Below are 23205 nucleotides of genomic sequence, written 5' to 3'. Positions count from 1 at the left end.
CGGCTCAGCGCATCGTGAAGCCCTGGTTGGCGCCGTACTCCTTGAGGTCGGACTGCCACAGCGCGATGCCGTCGCGCAGCGTGACCTTCGCTCCGGGCTTCTCCGGCAGGTCCTTGACGTCAACGAGCCCCTCCTGCAGGCGGCGTATCGCGTCGTTGTAGCGTTCCGCCTCGTTCGCCCACGTGTACGCGGTGCCAACGGTCGCACGGAAGTCGGCGCGCGCATACACCTCGAAGGGCAGGTAACTGAAACGCGTGCTCACGCGTCCCGCCGCCTGCGCGAGCACGCGGTTGAACTTCTGGCCGCCGAAATACGGCACGTCGATGCCACGCGCGTCGGTGACGGTCGTCTTGTCGAGGAAGGCCTCGCTGCCGAGCGTCGCATTGTCGGCGGGGAACGAGCCGCCGTCGACGCGCGTGCGGATGCCGGCGCGGCTGTGGCATACGTAGTCGACGAGCCGGAACGCAGCGTCGGGTTTGCGGCTCGAATTGAGCACGCCGAGCGCGGATCCTCCGTTCTCGGCGTTCGTCGCCTTGCCGTCTCGCGTCGGCATTTGCGCGACGCGCCACAGGCCGGCCGTGCCGGGCACATCGGCGAGCAGCAGCGACGGCATCCATGCGCCGGCGAAGACCGATGCAACCCTGCCCGAGCCGAGCGCCTGCTTCCAACGGTCCGACCAGGTGACGAGCGTCGTGTCGACGAGGTCGTCGTCGATCATCCGCTGCCAGAACTCGGTGAAGGCCTGCGTGCCGGCGTCGGTATCGAGCGTGATCGAAACGTCCTTGCCATCCGGGCTCGTATGGTAGGGCGTGCCGCCGGCGAGCCAGATCATCGCATTGTAGAAGCTCGCGTCGCCGGCGTCGGCGGCGATCGACACGCCGATCCTCTTGAGCTTCACGGCGGCCTCGCGGTAGTCGTCCCAGCTGCGGATCTTCGTCGCGTCGACGCCGGCCTGACGGAACACGTCCTCGTTGTAGAAGAAGGCCATCGGGCCCGAATCCATCGGCACGCCGTAGACACGGCCCGCCAACTGCACCGACGCCCACGAGCCGGGCGTGTAGAAATCGCCGTACCCCTTCGTACGGTCGGTCAGGTCGCGCAGTTGTCCGCTGACCGCGTACTGCGGCAGCGCGAAGTATTCGAGCTGCACGACGTCCGGCGTGCCGTAGCCGTCCTGGATCGCCGAGTTGAGCTTCGCATAGTCGGCGGTGCCGATCTGCGTGACGTGGATGTCCGGGTTGTCCTTCTCGAATCCCCGGATGAGCGCGGCCATGCTCGGCTCCCACGACCACACGCTGATCTGCGTGCGCGTGTCGCCGTGTCCGCAGCCGGCCGCGGACACGGCGCCGGCGAGCGCGAGGAGCGCCGCGAGCGCACGCGTCAGCCGTCGGCGCGCGCCGACGGTCCTCGGAAAGCGGATCTTCGCAAAGCGGAAAAACTGCACCGTTTCAATATAGCCGATGTGCGCTATCGGCCGTCGTCGTACAGCCGCCCGCAGACGGCTGCATGACGACGGCCGCCCATGTGTCAGATATCGATGCTGACGTCTTCGCCGGGGCGCACGGCGATGCGCACGATGTCGCCTTCCTTGACGCCGTTCGAGGCGAGACGCTGCTGCGGGACGCTGACCTTGTCCACGCCGGTCTCGGTCTTGCGCGCCGTCTTGCTCGGATGGGCGTTGTACCACAGGATCCGCACGTCGGCGGTGCCGTCCGATTTCGGATCGATGTGGTTGACGATTCCCTTCTGATGCCAGCTGCTGCGCTTGTCGTCGTCGTAGATGATCGGCGTGCGGTAGAGCTCGTCCTGCTTGTCCGCGTCGATGCCGGCGAAGTAGCGCTCCTCGCGTTCGCCGTCGTCGCGTCCGAGCACGTAGGCGATCGCCGCGAAGGCCGCGAGCGCGACGACGCACATCGTGATTGCATATCCCATGTCTGCTCCTTGGTCACTACCGTTGTAGCAAATCCGGGCAGCCGCGGAACTGTTTTGCGCTACCTGCACAAGCGATCCGTGAACAATCGACGATCAAAAACAGCCGACCGACGACCGACACGCGCCGCGTCACCCGTGCAGCAGCGGGACCTGCGACGTGAAGACGCGACGTTCGCCGCTCAGCGGATCGGCGAACTCGAGGCGGCGCGCGACGAGTTCGAGCGGGCGGGAGAAGTCGTCCGACGCGCGTTCCTCGATCGCCGGATAGAGGTCGTCACCGACGATCGGCAGCCCGAGCGCGTTCATGTGCACGCGCAGCTGATGCGTCTTGCCGGTGCGCGGTCGCAGCACGTAGCGGGCGATCGGCGTGCCGTCAGCAGCGTGTCCAAGCGACTGCGCGCGTTCGATGTACGTTTCGGCGTTGACGATGCCGGGCGTCTCGCACGCCTGCAGCACGCCGCGCGTCTTGACGATGCGCGAACGGCGTTCGAGCGGGAACGGGCGCGGCGGCTCGAGGCGGCGCACGGTGCCGGTGCGGGGCCTCGACGCCGGACGCAGCGGCGCCGCGCATTCGTAGGTCTTCACGGCACGCCGCTCCTGGAACATCGTCTGGTAGGCGCCGCGCGCCGCCGGGTCGCGCACGAAGACGAGCACGCCCGCCGTCGCCCGGTCGAGCCGGTGGGCGGGCGTGATGTCCGGGTCGTCGTACTGTGCGCGCAGCCGCATCAGCGCCGTCTGCCGATACCACATGCCGCGCGGCATCGTCGCGAGGAAATGCGGCTTGTCGATGACGATGATCGCCGCGTCCTCGTGCAGCACCGGCATCGCGAAGGGGATGTCGGGCTCATCGACGACCCAGCGGTGACGCCGTGGCGTGCTCACTCGACGGTGACCGACTTCGCGAGGTTGCGCGGCTTGTCGACGTCATAGCCCTTCTGCTTGGCCATGTCCATCGCGAGCAGCTGCAGCGGGACGACGTCGACGAGTGGGCTCATCAGCGTCGGGCACTGCGGGCGCCAGAAGATGATGTCGGCGTAGCGTTCGACGTCCTTGTCGCCCTCCTCGGCGACGGCGATGATGAACGCGCCGCGTGCCTTGACCTCCTCGATGCCGGAGATGACCTTCGCGTGCAGGATGTTGCGCCCGCGCGCGGGAGGGACGATGAAGACGACCGGCTCGCCTTCGTCGACGAGCGCGATCGGGCCGTGCTTGAGCTCGCCGGCGGCGAAGCCCTCGGTGAAGGTGTATGCGATCTCCTTGAGCTTCAACGCCCCTTCGAGCGCCACCGGATAGCCGACATGGCGGCCGAGGAACAGGAACGAGTTGGCGTCGGCGAGCTGTTCGGCGGCCTTGGCGACGCGCGGCGGCTGCGTGTCGAGCACCTGCTGGATCTTCTGCGGCATCGCCTTGAGCGAGTCGAGCGTCTGGTGGATCTCGTCGCGGAAGACGGTGCCCTTGAGCTGGGCGAGGTACAGGCCGAGGATGTAGGCGGCCGTGATCTGCGCGACGAAGGCCTTCGTCGAGGCGACGGCGACCTCGGGGCCGGCGTGCGTGTACAGCACGGCGTCGGCCTCCCTGGGGATGCTCGCGCCCTGGGTGTTGCAGATCGCGAGGACCTTCGAGCCCTGCTCGCGCGCGTGGCGCAGCGCCATCAATGTGTCCATCGTCTCACCCGACTGCGAGATCGCGACGACGAGCGTGCGCGGCGTGAGGATCGGGTCGCGGTAGCGGAACTCGTGCGCGAGCTCGACCTCGACCGGGATGCGCACCCAATGCTCGATCGCGTATTTGGCGACCATGCCCGCATAGCTCGCCGTGCCGCAGGCGACGACGATGATCTTGTCGATCGCCCTGAAGTCGTGCTCGTCGATGCGCACCTCGTCGAGGTTGATGTTGCCCTCGTCGTCGAGACGGCCGAACAACGTGCGCTGCACGGCGGCCGGCTCCTCGTGGATCTCCTTGTCCATGAACGAGTCCCAACCGCCCTTCTCGGCCGCCGATGCGTCCCAGTCGATCTCGTAGACGGCCGGGTCGGGCACCGGGTTGCCGTCGAAGTCGGTCACGCTCACGCCGTCGGCCGAGATCATGACGGCCTGATCCTGGTCGATCTCCATCGCCGTCTTCGTGTACGCGACGAACGCGGCCACGTCGGAGCCAAGGAAGTTCTCGCCGTCGCCCAGGCCCACGACGAGCGGCGAATCGTGACGCGCGCCGACGACGACGCCCGGCTGGCGGCAGTCGATCGCCAGGATCGTGAACGCGCCCTCGAGCATGCGCCCCAGGCGGCGCATCGCCTCGAACAGGTCCGGCTCGCCGGTCTCGGCGATGATGTTGTCGACGATCTTGCCCAAGAGCTTGGCGGCCACCTCAGTGTCGGTGCTCGACGCGAAGCGGTAGCCTTCGGCCTGCAGGTCGAGGCGCAGCTGCGAGGCGTTCTCGATGATGCCGTTGTGGATGATCGCGACCTTGCCGTCACGGCTCGCGTGCGGATGCGCGTTGACATCGTTCGGCACGCCGTTCGTCGCCCAGCGCGTATGCCCGATCGCGACCGTCGCCTCCGGCAGCGGATCGGCCTTGATGTCGTCGATGAGATTGGACAGCCGCCCCGCCTTCTTGCGCACGGCCACCCGCTCCATGCCCGGCGCGGTCAGCGCCACGCCGGCCGAATCATAGCCCCGGTACTCGAGACGCTCAAGACCCTGGAGGCACACCTCGAGCGGCCGCATCGACGGGGAGTTCACATTACCTGCATAACCTACGATTCCACACATAGGCAACAGCATAACGGACATAGGGCGCAAATGCATGCGTCCGGCAGCGAAACCCGCCACTCCCCCACGATTCGTCCACATCGCGCGCCGCTGACGACGTATGCATGGATGCCGGACGCAAAACGCGAGACGGCCGCCGCCCGCGATGGGCGACGGCCGCCGACGGCACACGTCCGCCTAAAGGACTCACAGCACGTGCTGCAGGAAGTCCTTGAAGCGCGGCTCCTTCGGATTGTCGATGATCTCGGGGCCGCCGGACTCGACGACGACGCCGCCGTCCATGAACACGACCTGGTCGGCGACCTCCTTCGCGAAGCCGATCTCATGGGTGACGACGATCATCGTCATGCCCTCGTCGGCGAGCTGGCGCATGACGCCGAGCACCTCGCCGACGAGCTCCGGGTCGAGCGCCGATGTCGGTTCGTCGAAGAGCATGATCTGCGGCTTCATCGCGAGCGCGCGGGCGATCGCGACACGCTGCTGCTGGCCGCCGGACAGCTGCGCCGGATAGTAGTCGAGGCGTTCGCCGAGCCCCACGCGCGTGAGCTCCCTGACGGCGAGCTCGCGCGCCTGCGCCTTCGGCATCTTCTTGACGTGCACCGGCGCCTCCATGACGTTCTCGAGCGCCGTCATGTGCGGGAAGAGGTTGAACTTCTGGAACACCATGCCGAGCTTGGCGCGCTGGGCGGCAATCTCCTTGTCGTTGAGCGTCTGCAATGTGCCGTCGGGCAGCCGCTTGTAGCCGATCATCTCGCCGTTGACGTCGATCTCGCCGCCGGTGAGCGTCTCGAGCTGGTTGATCAGGCGCAGGAACGTCGACTTTCCCGAACCCGAGGGGCCGAGGATCACCGTCACCGTGCCCGGCATGACCTTCATGTCGATGCCCTTGAGCACATGCAAGTCGCCGAAGGCCTTGTGCACCTGCTTGGCCTCGACGGCCGGCTGCCCCGGTCTGGCGGCCTGCTGCTCGGCGGCCGTGTCCTGCTCCGCGAGGTCCTTGTTTTCGTCACTCATGCTTTCCGTCACGTCCTTCCCGTCCGGTTGGCCGCCGCGCGGGCGGCCGTATGTCATGCGCTAGGCGTTGTATCCGAGGAACGCCGCCTCGTTCGTCTTGTCGACGTCGTCCTTCGGTTCGCCTTCGGTCTTGCCCGGCAGCGGCGGCTGCTTGCCCTTCGTGCCGACCGGACGCGCCTCGAAGCCCTTGCCGAAGTGCTTCTCGAGCATCGACTGGATGACCATCAGGATCGACGTGATGAGCAGGTACCAGATGCTCGCCACGAGCAGCAGCGGGATCGGCTTGTAGATGCGGTTCGCGATCGCGTTCGTCGCGTACTGCAGTTCGAGCGTGAACGGCACGGCGAGCACGAGCGACGTCGTCTTGAGCATGCCGATCGTCTCGTTGCCGGTCGGCGGGATGATGATGCGCATCGCCTGCGGCAGGATGACGCGGCGCATAATCATCGAACGCTTCATGCCGAGCGCCTGCGCGGCCTCGGCCTGTCCCGGGTCGACCGCCTCGAGGCCGGCGCGTACGATCTCGGCGAGGTAGGCTGCCTCGTTGAGCGCCAGGCCGATCCATGCGGCGTTGAACGCGGTGATGACGGCCTGCGAGTCGACGCTCCAGAACTCGATCGACGTCAGCGGGATGCCGATCGACAGCCTTGGGATGAGCACGGCGAACAGGCCCCAGAACACGAGCTGCGTGTAGACAGGCGTGCCGCGGAAGAACCAGATGTAGAACCAGCTGACGCCGCGCAGCACCGAGTTGACCGATTTGCGCATGATCGCGAGGATCACGGCGAGGATGATCGCGACGACCATCGAGATCACGGTGAGCAGCAGCGTGTAGCCGACGCCTTCGAGCACGCGTTCGTTGAACAGGTACTTCCAGACGATGTTCCATTCGAAGCGCGGGTTCGTGACGAGGCCCTTGACGAGCATCGCCGCGAGGATCGCCACGATGACGGCGGCGACGATCGAGCCGGTGCGCCTGACCGGCTTCGCTGAGATGCGGTTCGGGATCGGCAGTCCCTCACCGTCCGGTTCGACATGATGCGGCATGGTCTCTCCTTAGCTGTTGTGTATGAGCCCGGGCCTCAGTCGAGGTCGGTCGGGTCGATCTCGGCCTTGTCGATCGCGCCGTTCTGGACGCCCCAGGCCTTGAGGATCTTCATGTAGTCGCCGTCGTCCATCAGATGCTGCATGCCGGCCTGCACGGCCTTCGCGAGCTCGGTGTCGCCCTTCTTGATCGCGATGCCCTGCTTGACGACGCCTTCGGCGCTGCCCAGCTCCTCGAGCTGGTCGCCGGTCTGCGAGATCGCGTAGCCGGCGACCGGCGAATCGGCGTAGAACACGTCGGCCTTGCCGGTGACGACGGCCGTCGCCGCGTCGGTCTGCAGCTTGCTCGGCAGGACCTCGACGGCCTTCTTGCCGTCGGCCTTGCACTGCGCCTTGATCTCGTTGGCCTCTTCCTCCTGCGTCGTGCCCACCTGGACGGCGATCTTCATGCCGCACAGGTCGTCGGTGTTGACGTTCTCGGGGTTGCCCTTCTTGACGGCCCAGCTCGAGCCGGCCTTGTAGTAGCTGACGAAGTCGACGGCGTCCATGCGCTCCTGCGTGATCGTCATCGCCGTGATGCCGAGGTCGTACTTGGAGCCCACCGACGGCACGATCGAGTCGAAGGTCGACGAGACGATCTCGGTGTCGAGGCCGAAGACGCGTCCGAGCGCCTTCGCGAGGTCGACGTCGTAGCCCTGCGGCGTCTTGCCGTCGTCGGCGAGGAACTCGGCCGGCGCATAGGACAGCTCCATGCCGACGGTCAGCTTGCCGCTGTCGGCGACCGACTTGGGTACCATCGCGGCGATCGCGTCGTCCTTCTTGACGCTCGCGACGTCGAAGGCGCCCTGCTTCGCCGCGCCGGCGTCGCCGGAATCGTCGCTTGTGCCGCAGGCGGCGGCGCCGAACAGCAGCGCCGCGCCCGCGAGCGCGGCGGCGAACCTCTTCAATCCATGCATGGACATGCTTCCTCACTCCTCAGATCATCATGCCGACGGCAGCCGTCGACGTTGACGCTTCCGGTCGCACCTTCGAAATACGTCAGTCAGTGTAGTGCATCGTGTGCTACGGGACGGTTACGTCGATCCTCGCGCGGCCGCACACGTCGTACTGAATAAATATGTAGTCGAGTGCATAAACATGCATGGCGTGGTTCTGCGCTGTGCGCGAACCACGCCATGTCATCGCCCGGCGTGTCTCGTCACGCCGTCGTCCGTCCGTGCGGGGCATATGCGGCCCCGCATGCAGGCGGACTCACTTCGTATCGGTCGGGTTGATCTCGGCCTTGTCGATCGCGCCGTCCTGGACGCCCCACTCCTCGAGGATCGCCTCGTAGGTGCCGTCGTCCATCAGATGCTGCATCGCTTTGCGCACCGCCTCGGCCATCTGCTTGTCGCCTTTCTTGACGACGATGCCCTGCTTGGTGACGCCGACGTCCTCGCCGAGCTTCTCCAACTGCCCGCCGGTCTGCGCGATCGCGTAGCCGGACACTGGCGTGTCCGCGTAGAAGGCGGAGGCCTTGCCGGTCGTCACGTTCGTCGTCACGTCGGTCTGCAGCTTGTTCGTGAGGACCTCGATCTCCTTCTTGCCGGCGGCCTTGCACTGCTCGTTCATCTCGGTCACCTGCTCCTCCTGCGTGGTGGCCGTCTGCACGGCGATCGTCTGGCCGCACACGTCCTTCGGGTCGATGCCGTCGGGGTTGCCCTTCTTCGTCACCCATGTGGAGCCCGCCTTGTACATGCTGACGAAGTCGACGGCGTCCATGCGTTCGGGCGTGATCGTGAACGACGAGATGCCGACGTCGTACTTCGAGCCGACGGCCGGGATGATCAGGTCGAAGCTCGCGACCTTGTTCTGGGCTTCGAGCCCCATGACCTTCGCGAGCGTCTTCGACAGGTCGACGTCGTAGCCGACCGGCGTCTTGCCGTCGTCGGCGAGGAACTCGGCCGGCGCGTAGGAGGTGTCCATGCCGACGGTGAGCTTGCCGTCCTGCTTGACGCTGTCCGGCACGAGCGCGGCGATCTCATCGACGGTCTCGACCTTCGTCACGTCGTAGCCCTGCGTCGTCTTGCCGGCGGCGTTCTTCGTGCCGCCGTCCGCGGCGTCGCTCGTGCCGCATGCGCCGGCCGCGACGCACAGCGACGCGCCGAGCACGAGCGCCGCGAGGTTCCTGAACGTGTTCTTCTTCTGCATAGGCGTACCCTCTGTCTTCCCTGCTGTATGCCGTCCGGGCCCGCGCCCGAATCCGCACACAGCGTACGCAGCCTCATGCTACGAACGCGTTTCGCCTGTGCAACGTGTGGACATGTCCGGCCATATGCGTCAGCCGCGGGCATGCATGTTGCGGTAGCGCAGCATGCGCTGCGCCTCGCGCTTGTCCTGCTCCTCGCGCAGCGCCTGGCGCTTGTCGTATTCCTTCTTGCCCCGGGCGAGCGCGATCTCGACCTTCGCGCGGCCGTCCTTGTTGAAGTAGATGCTCAGCGGCACGATCGTGTAGCCCTTCGCCTGGATCTGGCGGCCGAGCTTTTCGATCTGCGCGGCGTGCAGCAGCAGCTTGCGCTTGCGCTTGGGCGCGTGGTTGTTCCATGTGCCGTTGAGGTATTCGGGGATGTTGGCGCCTTCGAGCCAGATCTCCCCGCGCTTGTCGATGCTGATGAACGCCTCGGCGAGCGACGCCCGTCCCTCGCGCAGCGACTTCACCTCGGTGCCGGTGAGCGCGATGCCCGCCTCGTAGCGGTCCTCGATCTCGTAGTCGTGCCGTGCCCGCTTGTTGCGCGCGACGACCTGGTCGCCCTCGACCTTCTTCTGCTTCGCCATCGCCGCTCCTTTCGTGATGCGTCCTTGACGTGTCCTGTGTCCTATGTCTGTCCTTATGCCCGCGCCGCCCGAGGCCGCCGTGCGGCGCGCCGCCCGACCTCCCACATTAGCGCAGCATACGCGAATCCGCCGCCCGCGCATGGCGGATACGGCGGATTCGGCACGACGTGCGACGATGCGGTCAGTGCACGTAGCGGAAGCGTCCCGGATTGTACAGCGTGCGGTATGTGATCGTGTACAGGCCGGCGACGTTCGATTCGGAGATCGTGATCGAGTTCGCGCCGACGCTTTCGACGACGGCGACGTGGCCCCACGGCGACGACGCGCCCTCTTGGCCTGGCAGGAACGACAGCGCGGCGCCGACCTGCGGCACGTTGTCGACGCGCAGGCCGTAGCGCGGCGCGTTCGCCGCCCAGTCGCCGCCGTTGCCGAGGTAGGACGGCGTGCCGATGCCCATCTGCCGGCGGCGCTCATAGGCCCACCAGGTGCACTGGCCGGCGGCGTAGGCGTTGCCGTAGTCGCCGTTCGACGTGCCCTGACCTCCGCTCGAAGGCCGCGTCGGCTGCGTCGGCTGCGTCGGCTGCACAGGCTGTGTCGGCTGGCTCGGCTGCACGGGCTGTGTCGGCTGGCTCGGCTGCACGGGCTGTGTCGGCTGTGTGGTGTTCGTGCCTGTGTTCGTGTTCGTCGGCGGCCGCGTCGTGCCCTGCGCCTGCTGCTGGCGCACATGTTCGGCCTCGGCGGCCTGCTCGGCCTGGTATTTGCGGTTGTTCGCGTCGATCTGCGACTGCAGCATGACCGTCTCGGCCGCCTGCTGCGCCGCGGCCGTGCTCAGTTCGCTCTTGCGGCTTTCGAGGTCGGCGCGGATCTGCTCGCCCTTGACGCGCTGCGCGTCGAGCGAGTCACGCTTCGCCTGCGCGTCGGCGGCGGCCAACTGGGCGGCCGACGACTTCTCGTCGGCGTCCGACTTGTACTTCGTGATGCGCGTCTCGATCGCCTTGAGGCGGTCGCCGCGGTTCATCGAGATGCTCAGGCCGTCGGCGGCCTCGGAGGCGGCGTTCGCCTCGCTGCGCGACAACGCGTCGCGCGACTGCATCTGGCGGATGAATTCCTTCGTGTCGGTCGCGCCGGTCATGACGCTCATGACGTCCGACGTGTCCGAGCCGTGCATCGACTCGCGGGCGACCTGTGCGACGGCGGCGTGCGCGTCGTCGTAGTCCTCGCCGGTCTTCTTGATCTCGGCCTCGAGGTTCTCCTTGTCCTTCTGCGCGGCCTTGAGGCGCTGCGCGGCCGATTCGGCCTCGGCCTTGGCGGACGCGGCGGCGGCGTTCGCCTCCTGGACCGCCTTGGCGGCCACCGGGATCTGGTTGTTCGTCAGGTCGTCGAGTTCGACGACCTTGTCTGCCAGGTCGCTGTTGACGCCGGCGAGCTGGTCGCGCAGCTCGGCCTCGCGCTGCACGCTTTGCTGATGCGAGTTCTGCGCGTTGACGAGGTCGCTGTAGGTGTCCGCATGCGCCTGCGGAACCGGCGCGATCACCGGCGCCGCGAATCCGACCGCGCACAGCGAAGCGGCGAGCAGCGTCGCGATCCATGGACGACTTGCAGTTCCTCGAGTCATTGCACACCTTTCGACGTCTCGACGGCAGTCACGGCACCCAAGCCTAGCATTGCCACCTGAGGGCATGCCGGCGTGCCGCGACCGGCATGCGTTTTGCGCACAGATTCTTCACATTCCTCCCCGCCATGCTCCGGCGGGACGCGCTCAGGCCTTGAGGTAGCGGTTGAGCGCGACCGACGAGGCGATGACGGACAATACGATCGCGCCGACGATGAGGATCGGCGAGATCATCAGCACCGTGCCCTGCGTGACGTACGGGATCCAGGTGACCGATTGGGCGAGCCAGTCGGTGATGAAGACCTTGACGAGGGCGCTGAGCGCCAGGCACGACAGCAGCGAGCCGAGCAGCGCGGCCACGGCGCCCTCGAGGATGAACGGCAGGCGGATCGTCCAGTTCGACGCACCGACGAAGCGCATGATCTCGGTCTCCTCGCTACGTGATGCCGCCGACATGCGGATCGTCGTGCCGGTGAGCATGACGGCGACGACGACCATGACGGCCGCGAGCATCGCCGTCGCCGCCGTCGCGTGGTTGAGCACGGCGAAGACCGGTTCGAAGATCTGCCGCTGGTCGACGACGTCCTCGACGCCGTCGCGTCCCGACAGCACTTCGGAGACGACCTTGTACTTCTCCGGGTTCTTGAGCTTGAGCCACAGCGAGCCCTGCATGTCGGCGGCGGTGAGCGTGCGCCCCTGGAACTCGCCGTTCGGGTACTGCTTGAGGAACGAGTCGTTGTAGAAATCCTCGGGGCTCTCGTAGGTCACCGACGAGACGTCGTCGCCGAGTTCCTGCTGGATGACGTCCTGCAGCGCGTTGATCTGCTGCGCCGTCGCGGCCTTGCCGGCCGCGCAGTTCGGTGACTGGCTCGTGCCGTCCGGGCACAGCCACACGACGACCTCGACCTTGTCGTACCAGTCGCCCTTCGCCTTCGTGATCTGCGCCTGCATGAGGAAGGACGCGCCGATGAACAGGAACGAGATGAAGGTCACGAGCATGACCGACAGCAGCATCGGGACGTTGCGCCGCAGGCTCGTCCATGTCTCGCTGAGGATGAATCGCAATCTCATCGGCTGCCCTCCTGCTGATGCGTCTGTCCGTGTCCGCGGCCGTGCCGTCCGCCCTGCGGGGGCCTCGGCGGCTGCGGGGGCCTCGGCGGTGCGAGCGGCGGCGTCGGCGGCTCGCCCGTCGCGTCCGTCGTCGTCTCGGTCGCGGTCGTGCCGTCCGCCATGACCGTCTCGGTCGTTTCGTTCGTCGTGGTCGTCGTGGTCGTCGCCATCTCGGTTTCGGCGGCAGCATCCGCCGCCGTCTGCGCCCCGGCGCCGTCCTCGCGCTGCGCGAGCTCGTCGAACGTCAGTCCGCCGCCCCACGTCAGCGTCTCCTCGACCGGCGCGAAGGCCTCGCCGTAGCGTCCGGTCTTGCCGGCGTGCACGCTCTTCGCGAGCCGCGCGATGCCCTCGCTCGACTCGTGCTCGATCACGTCGTTGACGGCGTCGGCGGCCGCCTCGGCGCGTTCGATGCGTTCGCGGCGGTTCTTCGGACGCGCCGCGTGCGCGAGGTCGGCGGCCGGCCGCGTCGCCATCGCCGCGTCGCCGCTGATCGCGTCGTGCGCCTGCGCGGCGACCTGCTCGTCGGGGAAGTACAGCGCCGAATCGTAGACGCCGGCCGCCTGGTCGCGCACGATCCTGCCGTTATGCAACTCGACGACGCGTTTGCGCATCGAGTTGACGATCTCCTCGTTATGCGTCGCCATGACGATCGTCGTGCCGGTGCGGTTGATCGCGTCGAGCACCTCCATGATGCCCAGCGACGTCGTCGGGTCGAGGTTGCCGGTCGGCTCGTCGGCGAGCAGCAGCTGCGGATGGTTGACGTAGGCGCGCGCGATCGTGACGCGCTGCTGCTCGCCGCCGGACAGCTCGAGCGGCTTGTTGCGCTCCTTGCCGGTCAGGCCGACCGTCTTGAGCACCTTCGGCACGAGCGAGCGGATCGCCGAACGCGGCGTGCCGATCACCTCGAGCGCGAAGGCGACGTTCTCCCAGACGGTCTTGTTCGTCAGCAGCTTGTAGTCCTGGAAGATCATGCCGACCGAGCGGCGGTACTGCGGCACCTGCCGGTTCGGCAGGCGGCGCAGGTCGTAGCCGCCGACGCGAATCTCGCCGTCGGTCGCCTCCTCCTCGTGCAGCAGCAGACGCAGCAGCGAGGTCTTGCCGGAGCCGGAGGCCCCGACGAGGAAGACGAAGTCGCCGCGGTCGATCCGCAGGTTGACGTCCTCGAGCGCGGGACGCGTGGAATTCGGGTAGATCTTGCTCACATGGTCCATCGAGATCAGCGCCATGTCATCTCCAATCCATCGTGCGCACGGCTGCGCGCCGACGCGCCGGTCGCCGTGCGGCAAGTCTACTCGGCAGCCTGCTCAGCGGCCTCGCGGCGCTGCTCGTGGCGCCAGCGGATGCCGGCCTGGATGAACTCGTCGATGTCGCCGTCGAAGACGGCCTGCGTCTGCGAGGTCTCGTAGCCGGTGCGCAGGTCCTTGACCATCTGGTACGGGTGCAGCACGTAGGAACGCATCTGGTCGCCCCAGCTGGCCTTGATGTCGCCGGCGAGCTCCTTCTTCTTCTTGGCCTCCTCCTCGTGGCGCAGCACGAGCAGTCGGGACTGGAGCACGGCCATCGCGGCGGCGCGGTTCTGGATCTGCGAGCGCTCGTCCTGCATCGTCACGACGATGCCGGTCGGCAGGTGGGTGATGCGCACGGCCGAGTAGGTCGTGTTCACGCCCTGGCCGCCGGGGCCGGAGGCGCAGTAGGTGTCGACGCGGATCTCGCTGTCCGGCACGTCGATGTGGTCGGTCGCCTCGACGAGCGGCACGACCTCGACGGCCGCGAAGCTCGTCTGGCGGCGGCCCTGATTGTCGAAGGGCGAGATGCGCACGAGGCGGTGCGTGCCGCCCTCGACGGACAGGCGTCCGTACGCGTAGGGCGCATCCACCTGGAACGTCGCCGACTTGATGCCGGCCTCCTCGGCGTAGGACGTGTCCATGACCTTCGCCTTGTAGCCGTTGCGTTCGGCCCAGCGCAGGTACATGCGCAGCAGCATCTGCGCGAAGTCGGCCGCGTCGACGCCGCCGGCGCCGGAGCGGATCGTCACGACGGCGGAACGCTCGTCGTATTCGCCGTCCATCAGCGTCTGGATCTCCATGTCCTCGAGGTCCTTCGCGATCGAGCCGATCTCGTTCTGCGCCTCGGCGAGCGTGTCGGCGTCGTCCTCCTCACGGCCGAGCTCGACGAGCGTCTCGACGTCGTCGATGCGCGAGGCCGCCGAGGACAGCCGCTTGATCTGCGACTGCACGGCGGAGAGCTTCGACGTCACCTGCTGCGCGTGCTCCGGGTCGTCCCACAGGCCCGGCTCGGCCGCCTCGACCTCGAGCTCCTGCTCCTGACGCTTGAGCCGGTCGACGTCGAGCGCGAGCGCGATCTCCTCGTATTTGGCGCGCGCGTCGGCGATCGCCTGGGAAAAATCAAATTCTGCCATGATGCTCCTCAAAAAACTCTACAAAATCGTGGGTTCGGTATCGTTCCGCGCGTCCAGCAGGCGCGCGAGGCGGGGTTCCGCGCTCCCCGCTCCGGTGTCGTCCGTCATCTCGTCGAACTGTCATCTCGTCCAACTGTTCGGGACGGACATGCATTCCCGGACGTCCATGTCACGGGAACATGGAGGTTCAAAGGCCGGACAGAACCATCGGGACGCACATCCCGACGACGATGGCCGCGATGACGGCGACGGTGAGGATGCGGCGCAGGTCATGGCCGCCCTCGTCTCGACGTTCCGGTTCATGCTGGTTCTTGGCGCTCACAGGAACCACAGTGTAGCGCACACCCAACCCGTGTTCGCGCCGGGCCGCATCCGCCCCGTGCCCATGCGTGCCCGCGCACGCCGCAGTGGCCCCACGGCGCATCCCCCGTTGTATCGTGGGAAGCGCGCGGCGCGCGTGGATGCGCCGTGGCAGCGCGGCCGGCACGACGCCGGCCGGCACCGTCTTCACTGAAGGAGCGCACATGACCGATGAACGCTGGGCATGGGGCTGGGGTCTCGCCAACGTCGACGCCGCCGGCAACACCCTCGACGTCTGGTATCCGAAACTTGAGATGGGCGAAGCGAAGCCGTCCGCACCGGCCGGCACGCACGGCTTCGGCACGCTCGTGCACGACGGCCCCGACGCGCGCGGCGTCAAGCGCGTGCCGGTGTTCACGGCCGCGAACATCGACGGGCCGATCGCCGACGCCGCGGACGCCTACCTGCGCCTGCACCTGCTGAGCATGCGCATGGTCAGGCCGAACTCGATGAACCTCGACGGCATCTTCGGCGCGCTCAACAACGTCGTGTGGACGAACTACGGCCCCTTCGCCGTCGAGGACTTCGCGCTGCGCCGCCTCGACGCCATGAACGCGAACGCCGGCGCCGGCATGCCGGGCATGCACGCCGACGTCAACGTGCTGTCGGTCGACAAGTTCCCGCGCATGCTCGACTACGTCGTGCCCAGCGGCGTGCGCATCGGCGACGGCGACCGCGTGCGCCTCGGCGCCTATCTGAGCGAAGGCACGACGGTCATGCACGCCGGCTTCGTCAACTTCAACGCCGGCACGCTCGGCACCTGCATGATCGAGGGCCGCGTCTCGCAGGGCGTCGTCGTCGGCGACGGCTCCGACGTCGGCGGCGGCGCGTCGATCATGGGCACATTGTCCGGCGGCGGCAAGCTGCGCAACTCGATCGGCGAGCATTCGCTGCTCGGCGCGAACGCCGGCATCGGCATCTCGCTGGGCGACAACTGCGTCGTCGAGGCGGGCCTGTACGTGACGGCCGGCACGAAGATCGAGGTGTGGGACAAGGAGAAGGTGGCCGCGGGCGTCGCGCTCGACGTCGTCAAGGGCGCCGAGCTGAGCGGCAGGGACAACATCATGTTCATCCGCAACTCGCTGACCGGCGCCGTCCAGGCGCGTGCGCGCAAGGTCGGCATCGCGCTCAACGACGCGCTGCACAGGAACTGACGGAGGAAAATGCTCCTCCCCAGCGGGAATCGATTTCGCGAAACGGCGTCATCGTGCCGGTTCCGCGGACGTATTCCCGCTGGGGAGGAGCATTTTCCATATAGGGGGAAGCCATGAACATCGACATCGTCTGCGTCGGCAAGGTCAAGGAACGCTATCTGCGCGACGCGATCGACGAATACCGCAAACGCCTGTCGCGCTTCGCGAAGGTCGACGTCATCGAGGTCGGCGACGAGAAGACGCCGGAGCACGCCTCCGACACGCTCAACGAGCAGATCAAGGCGAAGGAGGGCGAGCGCATCCTCCGGCATCTGCGCGACAACGCCTTCGTCGTCGCGCTCGCGATCGAGGGCAGGCAGCTGACGAGCGAGCGGCTCGCCGCGCAGATCGCGCAGTGGGGGCTGCACGGCGTCAGCCATCTGCAGTTCGTCATCGGCGGCTCGCTCGGCCTCGACCCGCGGGTCCTCAGACGTGCGGACATGCTGCTGAGCTTCTCGAAGATGACGTTCCCGCACCAGCTGATGCGCGTCATCCTGCTCGAGCAGGTCTACCGGGCCTTCAAGATCAACGCGCACGAGCCGTACCACAAATGAACGTGCGGGGCGCGCCCATGGAGGGCACGCCCCGCACGTTCGGACACGAACGGACGACTCAGCCGCGTTCGTCCATCGGCACGTAGTCGCGCAGCACCTCGCCGGTGTAGACCTGACGTGGACGGCCGATCTTCGTCATCGGGTCGGCGAGCATCTCGCGGTACTGGGCGATCCATCCGGGGATGCGGCCCAGCGCGAACAGCGGCGTGAACATCGATGGGCCGAAGCCGATCGCGCGGTAGATCAGGCCGGTGTAGAAATCGACGTTCGGATAGAGGTGGCGCGAGACGAAGTAGTCGTCGTTGAGCGCGATCTCCTCGAGCTTGAGCGCCACGTCGAAGAGCTCCTCGTCGCCCGGCAGCAGTCTGAGCGTCGCCGTCTGCTCCATGATCCGCTCCAGATAGTGCTTCGCGATCGCCGCGCGCGGGTCGTAGGACTTATAGACGCGATGGCCGAGACCCGAGATGCGTTCGCCGTCGCGCTTGGCGCGGTCGACGAACTCGCGCACGCTCATGCCCGAGTCGCGGATCTTCATCAGCTGGCGCAGCACCGCCTCGTTCGCGCCGCCGTGCAGCGGCCCGGACAATGCGTTGATGCCGGCCGCGACCGCCGAATACAGGTTCGCGTGCGCCGAGCCGGCGATACGCACGACCGACGTCGAGCAGTTCTGTTCGTGGTCGGCGTGGATGATGAGCAGACGGCCGAGCGCGTGCACGTAGAGCGGGTCGGATTCGAACTGCTCATACGGCACGGCGAAGCACATGCGGATGAAATCGTCGACGTAGCCGCGCGCATAGTCCGGGTAGAGCATCGGCTCGTCACGCCGGCGGCGCAGGATGTAGCTGACAATCGTGCGCGCCTTCGCCATGATGATCGTCGCCGCCTCGTCGAGCTGCTCGGGATCGCCGATGTCGGTCGTCTCCGGATTGAAGGCGGCGAGCGCGTTGACGGCGGACGCCATGACGCTCATCGGCTGCGCCTCGCGCGGGAACGAGCCCATGAAGGTGCGGAAATCCTCGCCGACCATCGTGTGGTGGTTGATGTCGTCGACGAACTTCTCGTACTGCGCGCGCGTCGGCAGCTCGCCGTGACGCAGCAGCCACGAGACCTCGAGGAAGTCGGAGCGTTCGCACAGCTGCTCGATCGGGTAGCCGCGGTAGCGCAGAATCGAATGCTCGCCGTCGATGTAGGTGATCTTCGACTCGCACTGCGCCGTCGTCAGGAATCCCGGATCGAGCGAAACCCATTTGTCATTGCGCAGCGAGGACATGACGATGCCGTCGGGTCCCGCGCTCGCCTTCACGACCGGCAATTCGAACTGGTTGGACTCCACATGCAACTGCGCTACGCCCATGCCGCCTCCTCTGTATCTGACGCTGCTTCCTTCCGCCCGTGGCGTGCGCACCGCCGGAAAAGGCTCCATGCGCGCGGCTCCGGGCACTGCCGACCACTATAGGGTATCCGTATTTCGCGGGCGCCGCGCCGTCTCAAAACGGGTGTCGCGGCGCCCGTGAAATGCACGGGCCCCGCGCATCGGATGCGCGGGGCCCCTGTCCGTCGATGGGCGCCGGTGGCCGATCAGCCCTTGAATTCGGCCGAGATCGGGTCGCCTTCACGCTGCGTGAGCACGATCGGACCGCCTTCGGTGATCGCGATCGTGTGCTCGCTGTGCGCGCCGCGCGAGCCGTCCTCGCTGCGCAGCGTCCAGCCGTCCTTCGGATCCTGGTAGATCTCGTCGGTCGTCTTGAGGAACCACGGTTCGATCGCGATGACGAGGCCCGGACGCAGCTTGTAGCCGTGATGCGCCTTGCCGTCGTTGGGCACATGCGGGTCGCCGTGCATGATGTGGCCGACGCCGTGGCCGCCGAACTCGAGGTTGATCGGGTATCCGTAGGCGCGCGCGACGTCGCCGACGGCGTGCGAGATGTCACCGAGGCGGTTGCCCGGCTGCGCGGCGGCGATGCCGGCGGCGAGCGCCTCCTGCGTGCACTTGATCAGGCGCAGGTCCTCGGGGTCCTTGTCCTTGCCGACGACGAAGCTCACGGCGGAGTCGGCGACCCAGCCGTCGACGCTGATCGCGAGGTCGAGGCTGACGAGGTCGCCGTCCTTGAGGTCGTAGTCGTAGGGCACGCCGTGCAGCACGGCGTCGTTGACGGACACGCAGATGTAGTGCGCGAACGGGCCGGTGCCGAAGTCCGGCGCGTAGTCGACGTAGCAGGATTCCGCGCCCTTGCGGTCGACGATGCGCTGATGCACGAATTCGTCGATCTCGAGCAGGTTCGTGCCGACCTTCGTGCGTTCCTGCAGGTCATGCAGGATGCCGCCGACGAAGCGGCCCGCCGGCTTCATCGCTTCGATTTCCGAATGGGTCTTGAGTTCGATCATGGAGTTTCTACCACCTTTTGTCACGCTTGCCGATCATTGCAGCGACTGCCCTGTCACTCTATCCCCCACAGCTTACATTGGGCGCTCAGGCGGCGGATATGGCGCAGGCCGACCCCGCGCGATGCGGGACCGGCCTGTGAAGGATGCGTCAGGCCATATGGCTCAGTTCTGCTTCGGCACGCGTCCGAAGGTGAAGGCGCGCACGATCGCGACGATGCCCATGACGATCATCGCGCAGCCGCCGAAGATGATGAGCGCGACGGTCGAGGCGGCCGGCATGCACAGAATCGCGAATCCGGCGATGATCGAGATGATCGCGTAGGCGATCGCCCAGCCGGAGCTCGGCATCGACCATGATTCGGCGAGCGCCATGACGCCTTCCAGGATCCAGCAGATGCCGACGATGAGCGTGAACATGATCGCGAGCGTCGCCGTCGAGAACGCCGTGTAGCGCAGTGTGACGAGGCCGCCGATGATCAGGATGATGCCGATGAGGATGCCGAGCACGCGCCATCCGGCCGGCAGGCCGACTTCGACGATCGAGCTGACGATGCGCACGATGCCGGAGATCAGGAAGTAGATGCCGAGCATGATGCAGGCGACGACGAGCGTCTTGCCCGGCCACACGAGCAGGCAGATGCCGAGCGCGAGCGCGGCGAGGCCGATGACGGCGTAGGCGATGCGCACGGCGTTCTTCGCGCCGGTCGGCAGCGACTGCTCGACGAGCCTGAACGGGCTCCAGTTGCCGTTCGGCGAATCATTGACGTTGGACATGGTGACTCCTTTCTTCCCGTCGCGGCCCATGCATATCGCGCCTTCGGGCGCCGCACATTCGGGGTTCCGCGACCACATGGTTCCGACCGCGGATCCGCCCGCGGCCATGTCTCCAGTGTGCCCCATGCGTCGTCCCGCCGTCGCGTTTTCGCGATTGTTTCCCTTGTCGCGTAGTCGGCGGCGAAATCGGTCCGGATGTGGCCGGCGCGCCGCGGACCCCGCCGAGGCACCCGCATGCAGGGCCGTTCCGGACTTCCGGCATCCGCCGCGCCGGGCCGGGTCCGCCGTCCGCCGTCCCTCCGGCGTTGTCAGAAAAGCTCTATAGTGTGGAATCATGAGCAACAGCTATCAATCCCACCGGCCCGGTCGATCCGGCATCGATCCGGCCGCGTTCTCCTCCGTGATCCGCCCCGCCGACGACCTGTTCCGCTACGTCAACGGCCCGTGGATCGACACCTACGCGCTTCCCGACGACCGTTCCCGCTACGGCTCCTTCGACCGCCTCGCCGAGAACGCCGAATCCCAGATCCGCGACATCCTCGAGTCCGACGGCGACGAGGCCGCCGTCTCGAAGGCGATCTACCGTTCCTTCCTCGACGTCGACGCCGTCGAGAAGGCCGGCGCCGAGCCGATCCGCCCCGACCTCGACCGCATCGACGCCGTGCAGTCGAAGGCCGAGCTGACCGCGCTGCTCGGCGAGCTGAGCCCCTACGGCGGCCCCGACCTGTTCGGCTTCGACATCTTCGGCGACTTCAACGACCCCGACCACGACATCATGCATATGAGCCAGGGCGGTCTGGGCCTTCCCGACGAGGCCTACTACCGCGAGGACCACTACGCGCCGATCCGCGACGCCTACGTGACGATGGTCGCCCGCCAGCTGCGCAACGCCGGTTACGACGACGCGCAGGCGCAGGCCGAGCGTCTGCTCGACGTCGAGAGGACGATCGCCTCCCACCATTGGACGAACGTCGAGACGCGCGACTCGCAGAAGACGAACAACCCGACCGACTTCGCCGCGCTGTCGTCGATGCTCGCCGCGTTTGACGTCGAGGCGTGGGCGAAGGCGATGCAGACGTCGTACGACCGTTCGAAGACGGCGCGCAGCTACCCGGTCGACGTGCTCGGCGCGCTCGCGCACGTCAACGTCATGGAACCGTCGTTCTTCACCGGACTCAACACGTTCTGGGCGGACGCCGACCTCGAGGACCTCAGGCTGTGGGCGCGCGTCCACGTCATCGTCGGCCGCGCGAGCATGCTGTCGAGCGCCTTCGACACGGCGAACTTCGACTTCTACGGCAGGACGCTCTCCGGCGCCAAGGAGCAGCGCGCGCGCTGGAAGCGCGGCGTCTCGCTCGTCAACGGCGTCTGCGGCGAGGACGTCGGCCGCGTCTACGTGCGCGAGCACTTCCCCGAATCCTCGAAGACGCGCATGGAGCAGCTCGTGCGCAACCTGACCGAGGCCTACCACGTCTCGATCCTGAACAGCGACTGGCTCGGCGACGAGACGAAGCGCAAGGCGCTCGACAAGCTCGACCATTTCGAGGCGAAGATCGGCTATACGAACCATTGGCGCGACTACACGGCGCTCGACGTCGACATGTCGGCCGGCCTGATGGACAACATGCGCGCCGCCTCGGTCTACGAGTTCGGCTACCAGATGGCCAAGTGCGGCAAGCCGGTGGACAAGGACGAATGGCTGATGAACCCGCAGACGGTCAACGCCTATTATGAGCCGACGCTCAACATCATCGTGTTCCCGGCCGCGATCCTGCAGCCGCCGTTCTTCGACCCGGACGCCGAGGACGCGGTCAACTACGGCGGCATCGGCTCGGTCATCGGCCACGAGATCGGCCACGGCTTCGACGACCAGGGCGCGCAGTTCAACGGCGAGGGCAAGCTCGAGGACTGGTGGACCGCCGAGGACAAGGCGCGCTTCCAGCAGCTGACGAAGGCGCTGATCCACCAGTACGACCAGTTCGTGCCGACGCAGCTGCAGGAGAAGTACGGCGACGATCCGGACAAGGCGCCTCACGTCAACGGCGCGTTGACGATCGGCGAGAACATCGGCGACCTGTCCGGCGTCAACATCGCGCTCAAGGCCTACGCGTTCTCGCTCGACGAGGCGCAGGGCAAGCCGATCGACGGCGACCCGGACGCGGTCGAGGCCGCGCTCGACACGGCGCCGACGCTCGACGGCTTCACCGGCCTGCAGCGCTTCTTCCTTGGCTATGCGCTGATCTGGCGCACGAAGAACCGCGACGAGCTCGCCGAACAGTACCTGCAGATCGACCCGCATTCGCCGGCCGAATGCCGCACGAACGGCATCGCGCGCAACGTCGACCTGTTCTACAAGGCCTTCGGCGTCACGCCGGACGACCGCATGTGGCTCAAGCCCGAGGAGCGCGTCCACATCTGGTGACACGATCCGGCTTGATACGCCGGATATGACGGTGGGGAGTGCGCGGTTCAGTTCTGGACTGAACCGCGCACTCCCCTTTTCGTCGTGTCGTCGCGTCGTCGTGTCGCCGTGTCGCCGGCGTCCGCCGCCCGTCAGAAATCGTCGCCCTGTGCGCCGACGGCGACCGGTTCGGCGGCCTGCGCGGCGACGGCGTTCGCCTCGGCGATGACCTCGGCCTGCGCGGCCTCGTCGGCCGTGACCTCGCCGGTGCGCGGGTCGACCTGCACCGCCTGCGCGTCGAGCTCGGCCGGCGCGTCGTCGCGCCCTTCGCCCGGCCGTGGCGGCCTTGCGTCCTGCGCCTCATTTTGTTCCTTCGCGATCCTGCGCACCACCGTCACGCCGTAGTTGAGGTCGTGGCCGACGTTGCTCGCCTCGATGAAGGTGTGCGAGCGCGGGTTGCCGTCCTCGTCCTTCCATTCCTCGGTCGACAGCACGCCGACGACGATGACGGCCTGTCCCTTGTGCAACGAGTTGACGATGTTGAGCGCGAGTTCGCGGAACGCCTTGACGGTGATCCACGTCGTCGGCAGCGACTGCCAGCGCCCGGCGCCGTCCCGGTAGCCGCGCGTGCATGCGAGGCGGAACCGGCAGGCGGCGCGCGCCCCGTCGTGCATGCCGAGCGGCGTCGGCTCGCTGCCGAGGAATCCGGTGATCGTGATCTGTCCCTGTTGTATCGCCATGGTCGTGTCCTTTCGTCTGGCTGCGCCGTCGTCGGGCGCCCGGGTTGACCCCACCTGTTGGGTCCCACCACTATCGGCGCGG

At 67.1% G+C, this 23205-nt stretch carries 21 protein-coding genes; 3 read left to right on the top strand and 18 right to left on the bottom strand.

Annotated elements, in window-relative coordinates:
- Positions 1–4 precede the first annotated feature (4 nt).
- The 14 genes from BcFMB_RS05245 to BcFMB_RS09960 all read right to left on the bottom strand — a co-directional run bounded on the left by BcFMB_RS05245 (position 5) and on the right by BcFMB_RS09960 (position 15038).
- The gene (locus BcFMB_RS05245) at positions 5–1384 is read right to left on the bottom strand and encodes an ABC transporter substrate-binding protein (RefSeq protein WP_029675243.1); all 1380 of its coding nucleotides are present in this window, start codon (positions 1382–1384) and stop codon (positions 5–7) included.
- 143 nt (positions 1385–1527) lie between these two features.
- Complete coding sequence (locus tag BcFMB_RS05240) at positions 1528–1932, bottom strand: hypothetical protein (RefSeq protein WP_099721217.1); 405 nt, start codon at positions 1930–1932, stop codon at positions 1528–1530.
- 129 nt (positions 1933–2061) lie between these two features.
- A complete protein-coding gene (locus BcFMB_RS05235; RefSeq protein WP_029675245.1) occupies positions 2062–2757 on the bottom strand; it encodes a pseudouridine synthase in 696 nt (231 codons plus the stop codon).
- Between the two features lie 53 nt (positions 2758–2810).
- Entirely contained in the window at positions 2811–4703 is a 1893-nt protein-coding gene (gene glmS, locus BcFMB_RS05230; RefSeq protein ID WP_024540285.1) for a glutamine--fructose-6-phosphate transaminase (isomerizing), read from the bottom strand.
- 186 nt (positions 4704–4889) lie between these two features.
- Positions 4890–5717 (bottom strand): amino acid ABC transporter ATP-binding protein, encoded by an 828-nt coding sequence (locus tag BcFMB_RS05225; protein ID WP_024540286.1) that lies wholly within the window; start codon positions 5715–5717, stop codon positions 4890–4892.
- Positions 5718–5777: 60 nt separating this feature from the next.
- On the bottom strand, positions 5778–6764 hold the full coding sequence (locus BcFMB_RS05220; RefSeq protein ID WP_024540287.1) for an amino acid ABC transporter permease: 987 nt from the start codon (positions 6762–6764) through the stop codon (positions 5778–5780).
- A gap of 35 nt (positions 6765–6799) precedes the next feature.
- Complete coding sequence (locus BcFMB_RS05215; protein WP_099721216.1) at positions 6800–7723, bottom strand: ABC transporter substrate-binding protein; 924 nt, start codon at positions 7721–7723, stop codon at positions 6800–6802.
- Positions 7724–8012: 289 nt separating this feature from the next.
- Positions 8013–8951, bottom strand: a complete 939-nt coding sequence (locus tag BcFMB_RS05210; RefSeq protein WP_099721215.1) for an ABC transporter substrate-binding protein — start codon at positions 8949–8951, stop codon at positions 8013–8015.
- 129 nt (positions 8952–9080) lie between these two features.
- Positions 9081–9575: an SsrA-binding protein SmpB gene (gene smpB / locus BcFMB_RS05205; protein WP_024540290.1), complete on the bottom strand. Its 495-nt coding sequence runs from the start codon at positions 9573–9575 to the stop codon at positions 9081–9083.
- A gap of 181 nt (positions 9576–9756) precedes the next feature.
- The gene (locus BcFMB_RS05200) at positions 9757–11190 is read right to left on the bottom strand and encodes a CHAP domain-containing protein (RefSeq protein WP_099721214.1); all 1434 of its coding nucleotides are present in this window, start codon (positions 11188–11190) and stop codon (positions 9757–9759) included.
- A 144-nt stretch (positions 11191–11334) separates the two neighbouring features.
- Positions 11335–12258 (bottom strand): permease-like cell division protein FtsX, encoded by a 924-nt coding sequence (ftsX, locus tag BcFMB_RS05195; RefSeq protein WP_024540292.1) that lies wholly within the window; start codon positions 12256–12258, stop codon positions 11335–11337.
- On the bottom strand, positions 12255–13523 hold the full coding sequence (ftsE, locus tag BcFMB_RS05190; protein WP_099721213.1) for a cell division ATP-binding protein FtsE: 1269 nt from the start codon (positions 13521–13523) through the stop codon (positions 12255–12257). The genes ftsX and ftsE overlap by 4 nt, the downstream gene beginning before the upstream one ends.
- Positions 13524–13585: 62 nt before the next feature.
- Entirely contained in the window at positions 13586–14716 is a 1131-nt protein-coding gene (gene prfB / locus BcFMB_RS05185; protein WP_099721212.1) for a peptide chain release factor 2, read from the bottom strand.
- Positions 14717–14903: 187 nt separating this feature from the next.
- On the bottom strand, positions 14904–15038 hold the full coding sequence (locus BcFMB_RS09960; RefSeq protein ID WP_257790230.1) for a hypothetical protein: 135 nt from the start codon (positions 15036–15038) through the stop codon (positions 14904–14906).
- A gap of 202 nt (positions 15039–15240) precedes the next feature.
- Here BcFMB_RS09960 and dapD point away from each other — a divergent pair, with 202 nt between their 5' ends.
- A complete protein-coding gene (gene dapD / locus BcFMB_RS05175) occupies positions 15241–16230 on the top strand; it encodes a 2,3,4,5-tetrahydropyridine-2,6-dicarboxylate N-succinyltransferase (protein ID WP_024540296.1) in 990 nt (329 codons plus the stop codon).
- A 113-nt stretch (positions 16231–16343) separates the two neighbouring features.
- Positions 16344–16823 carry a 23S rRNA (pseudouridine(1915)-N(3))-methyltransferase RlmH gene (gene rlmH / locus BcFMB_RS05170; RefSeq protein WP_024540297.1) on the top strand — a complete coding sequence of 160 codons (480 nt, stop codon included), beginning with the start codon at positions 16344–16346 and terminating at the stop codon, positions 16821–16823.
- Between the two features lie 58 nt (positions 16824–16881).
- Here rlmH and BcFMB_RS05165 read toward each other — a convergent pair whose 3' ends face one another.
- From BcFMB_RS05165 to BcFMB_RS05155, 3 genes are all read right to left on the bottom strand, one after another.
- Entirely contained in the window at positions 16882–18177 is a 1296-nt protein-coding gene (locus BcFMB_RS05165) for a citrate synthase (protein WP_099721211.1), read from the bottom strand.
- 224 nt (positions 18178–18401) lie between these two features.
- Entirely contained in the window at positions 18402–19208 is an 807-nt protein-coding gene (gene map, locus BcFMB_RS05160; protein WP_024540299.1) for a type I methionyl aminopeptidase, read from the bottom strand.
- A gap of 162 nt (positions 19209–19370) precedes the next feature.
- Positions 19371–19982, bottom strand: a complete 612-nt coding sequence (locus BcFMB_RS05155; RefSeq protein ID WP_024540300.1) for an HdeD family acid-resistance protein — start codon at positions 19980–19982, stop codon at positions 19371–19373.
- Between the two features lie 334 nt (positions 19983–20316).
- Between BcFMB_RS05155 and BcFMB_RS05150 the strand changes: the two genes are divergently transcribed.
- Positions 20317–22404: a M13 family metallopeptidase gene (locus BcFMB_RS05150; RefSeq protein ID WP_099721210.1), complete on the top strand. Its 2088-nt coding sequence runs from the start codon at positions 20317–20319 to the stop codon at positions 22402–22404.
- 131 nt (positions 22405–22535) lie between these two features.
- Here BcFMB_RS05150 and BcFMB_RS05145 read toward each other — a convergent pair whose 3' ends face one another.
- Positions 22536–23123: a single-stranded DNA-binding protein gene (locus tag BcFMB_RS05145; protein ID WP_157775120.1), complete on the bottom strand. Its 588-nt coding sequence runs from the start codon at positions 23121–23123 to the stop codon at positions 22536–22538.
- Between the last annotated feature and the right edge of the window lie 82 nt (positions 23124–23205).

It is taken from the genome of Bifidobacterium choerinum, from assembly GCF_002761235.1.
Lineage (GTDB): Bacteria > Actinomycetota > Actinomycetes > Actinomycetales > Bifidobacteriaceae > Bifidobacterium > Bifidobacterium choerinum.
The sequence above is the reverse complement of the archived record's forward strand: the minus strand, read 5'-3'. Positions and strand labels throughout refer to the sequence as shown.

Excerpts from the sequence above, each read along its gene's own strand:
- BcFMB_RS05235 (WP_029675245.1), bottom strand. The coding sequence starts at position 2,757 with ATGCCGGTGCTGCACGAGGACGCGGCGATCATCGTCATCGACAAGCCG.
- BcFMB_RS05200 (WP_099721214.1), bottom strand. The coding sequence starts at position 11,190 with ATGACTCGAGGAACTGCAAGTCGTCCATGGATCGCGACGCTGCTCGCC.
- ftsE (WP_099721213.1), bottom strand. The coding sequence starts at position 13,523 with ATGGCGCTGATCTCGATGGACCATGTGAGCAAGATCTACCCGAATTCC.
- BcFMB_RS05240 (WP_099721217.1), bottom strand. The coding sequence starts at position 1,932 with ATGGGATATGCAATCACGATGTGCGTCGTCGCGCTCGCGGCCTTCGCG.
- BcFMB_RS05210 (WP_099721215.1), bottom strand. The coding sequence starts at position 8,951 with ATGCAGAAGAAGAACACGTTCAGGAACCTCGCGGCGCTCGTGCTCGGC.
- prfB (WP_099721212.1), bottom strand. The coding sequence starts at position 14,716 with ATGGCAGAATTTGATTTTTCCCAGGCGATCGCCGACGCGCGCGCCAAA.
- ftsX (WP_024540292.1), bottom strand. The coding sequence starts at position 12,258 with ATGAGATTGCGATTCATCCTCAGCGAGACATGGACGAGCCTGCGGCGC.
- BcFMB_RS05215 (WP_099721216.1), bottom strand. The coding sequence starts at position 7,723 with ATGTCCATGCATGGATTGAAGAGGTTCGCCGCCGCGCTCGCGGGCGCG.
- BcFMB_RS05220 (WP_024540287.1), bottom strand. The coding sequence starts at position 6,764 with ATGCCGCATCATGTCGAACCGGACGGTGAGGGACTGCCGATCCCGAAC.
- glmS (WP_024540285.1), bottom strand. The coding sequence starts at position 4,703 with ATGTGTGGAATCGTAGGTTATGCAGGTAATGTGAACTCCCCGTCGATG.
- BcFMB_RS05145 (WP_157775120.1), bottom strand. The coding sequence starts at position 23,123 with ATGGCGATACAACAGGGACAGATCACGATCACCGGATTCCTCGGCAGC.
- BcFMB_RS05155 (WP_024540300.1), bottom strand. The coding sequence starts at position 19,982 with ATGTCCAACGTCAATGATTCGCCGAACGGCAACTGGAGCCCGTTCAGG.
- smpB (WP_024540290.1), bottom strand. The coding sequence starts at position 9,575 with ATGGCGAAGCAGAAGAAGGTCGAGGGCGACCAGGTCGTCGCGCGCAAC.
- dapD (WP_024540296.1), top strand. The coding sequence starts at position 15,241 with ATGACCGATGAACGCTGGGCATGGGGCTGGGGTCTCGCCAACGTCGAC.
- BcFMB_RS05165 (WP_099721211.1), bottom strand. The coding sequence starts at position 18,177 with ATGGGCGTAGCGCAGTTGCATGTGGAGTCCAACCAGTTCGAATTGCCG.
- map (WP_024540299.1), bottom strand. The coding sequence starts at position 19,208 with ATGATCGAACTCAAGACCCATTCGGAAATCGAAGCGATGAAGCCGGCG.
- BcFMB_RS05150 (WP_099721210.1), top strand. The coding sequence starts at position 20,317 with ATGAGCAACAGCTATCAATCCCACCGGCCCGGTCGATCCGGCATCGAT.
- rlmH (WP_024540297.1), top strand. The coding sequence starts at position 16,344 with ATGAACATCGACATCGTCTGCGTCGGCAAGGTCAAGGAACGCTATCTG.
- BcFMB_RS05225 (WP_024540286.1), bottom strand. The coding sequence starts at position 5,717 with ATGAGTGACGAAAACAAGGACCTCGCGGAGCAGGACACGGCCGCCGAG.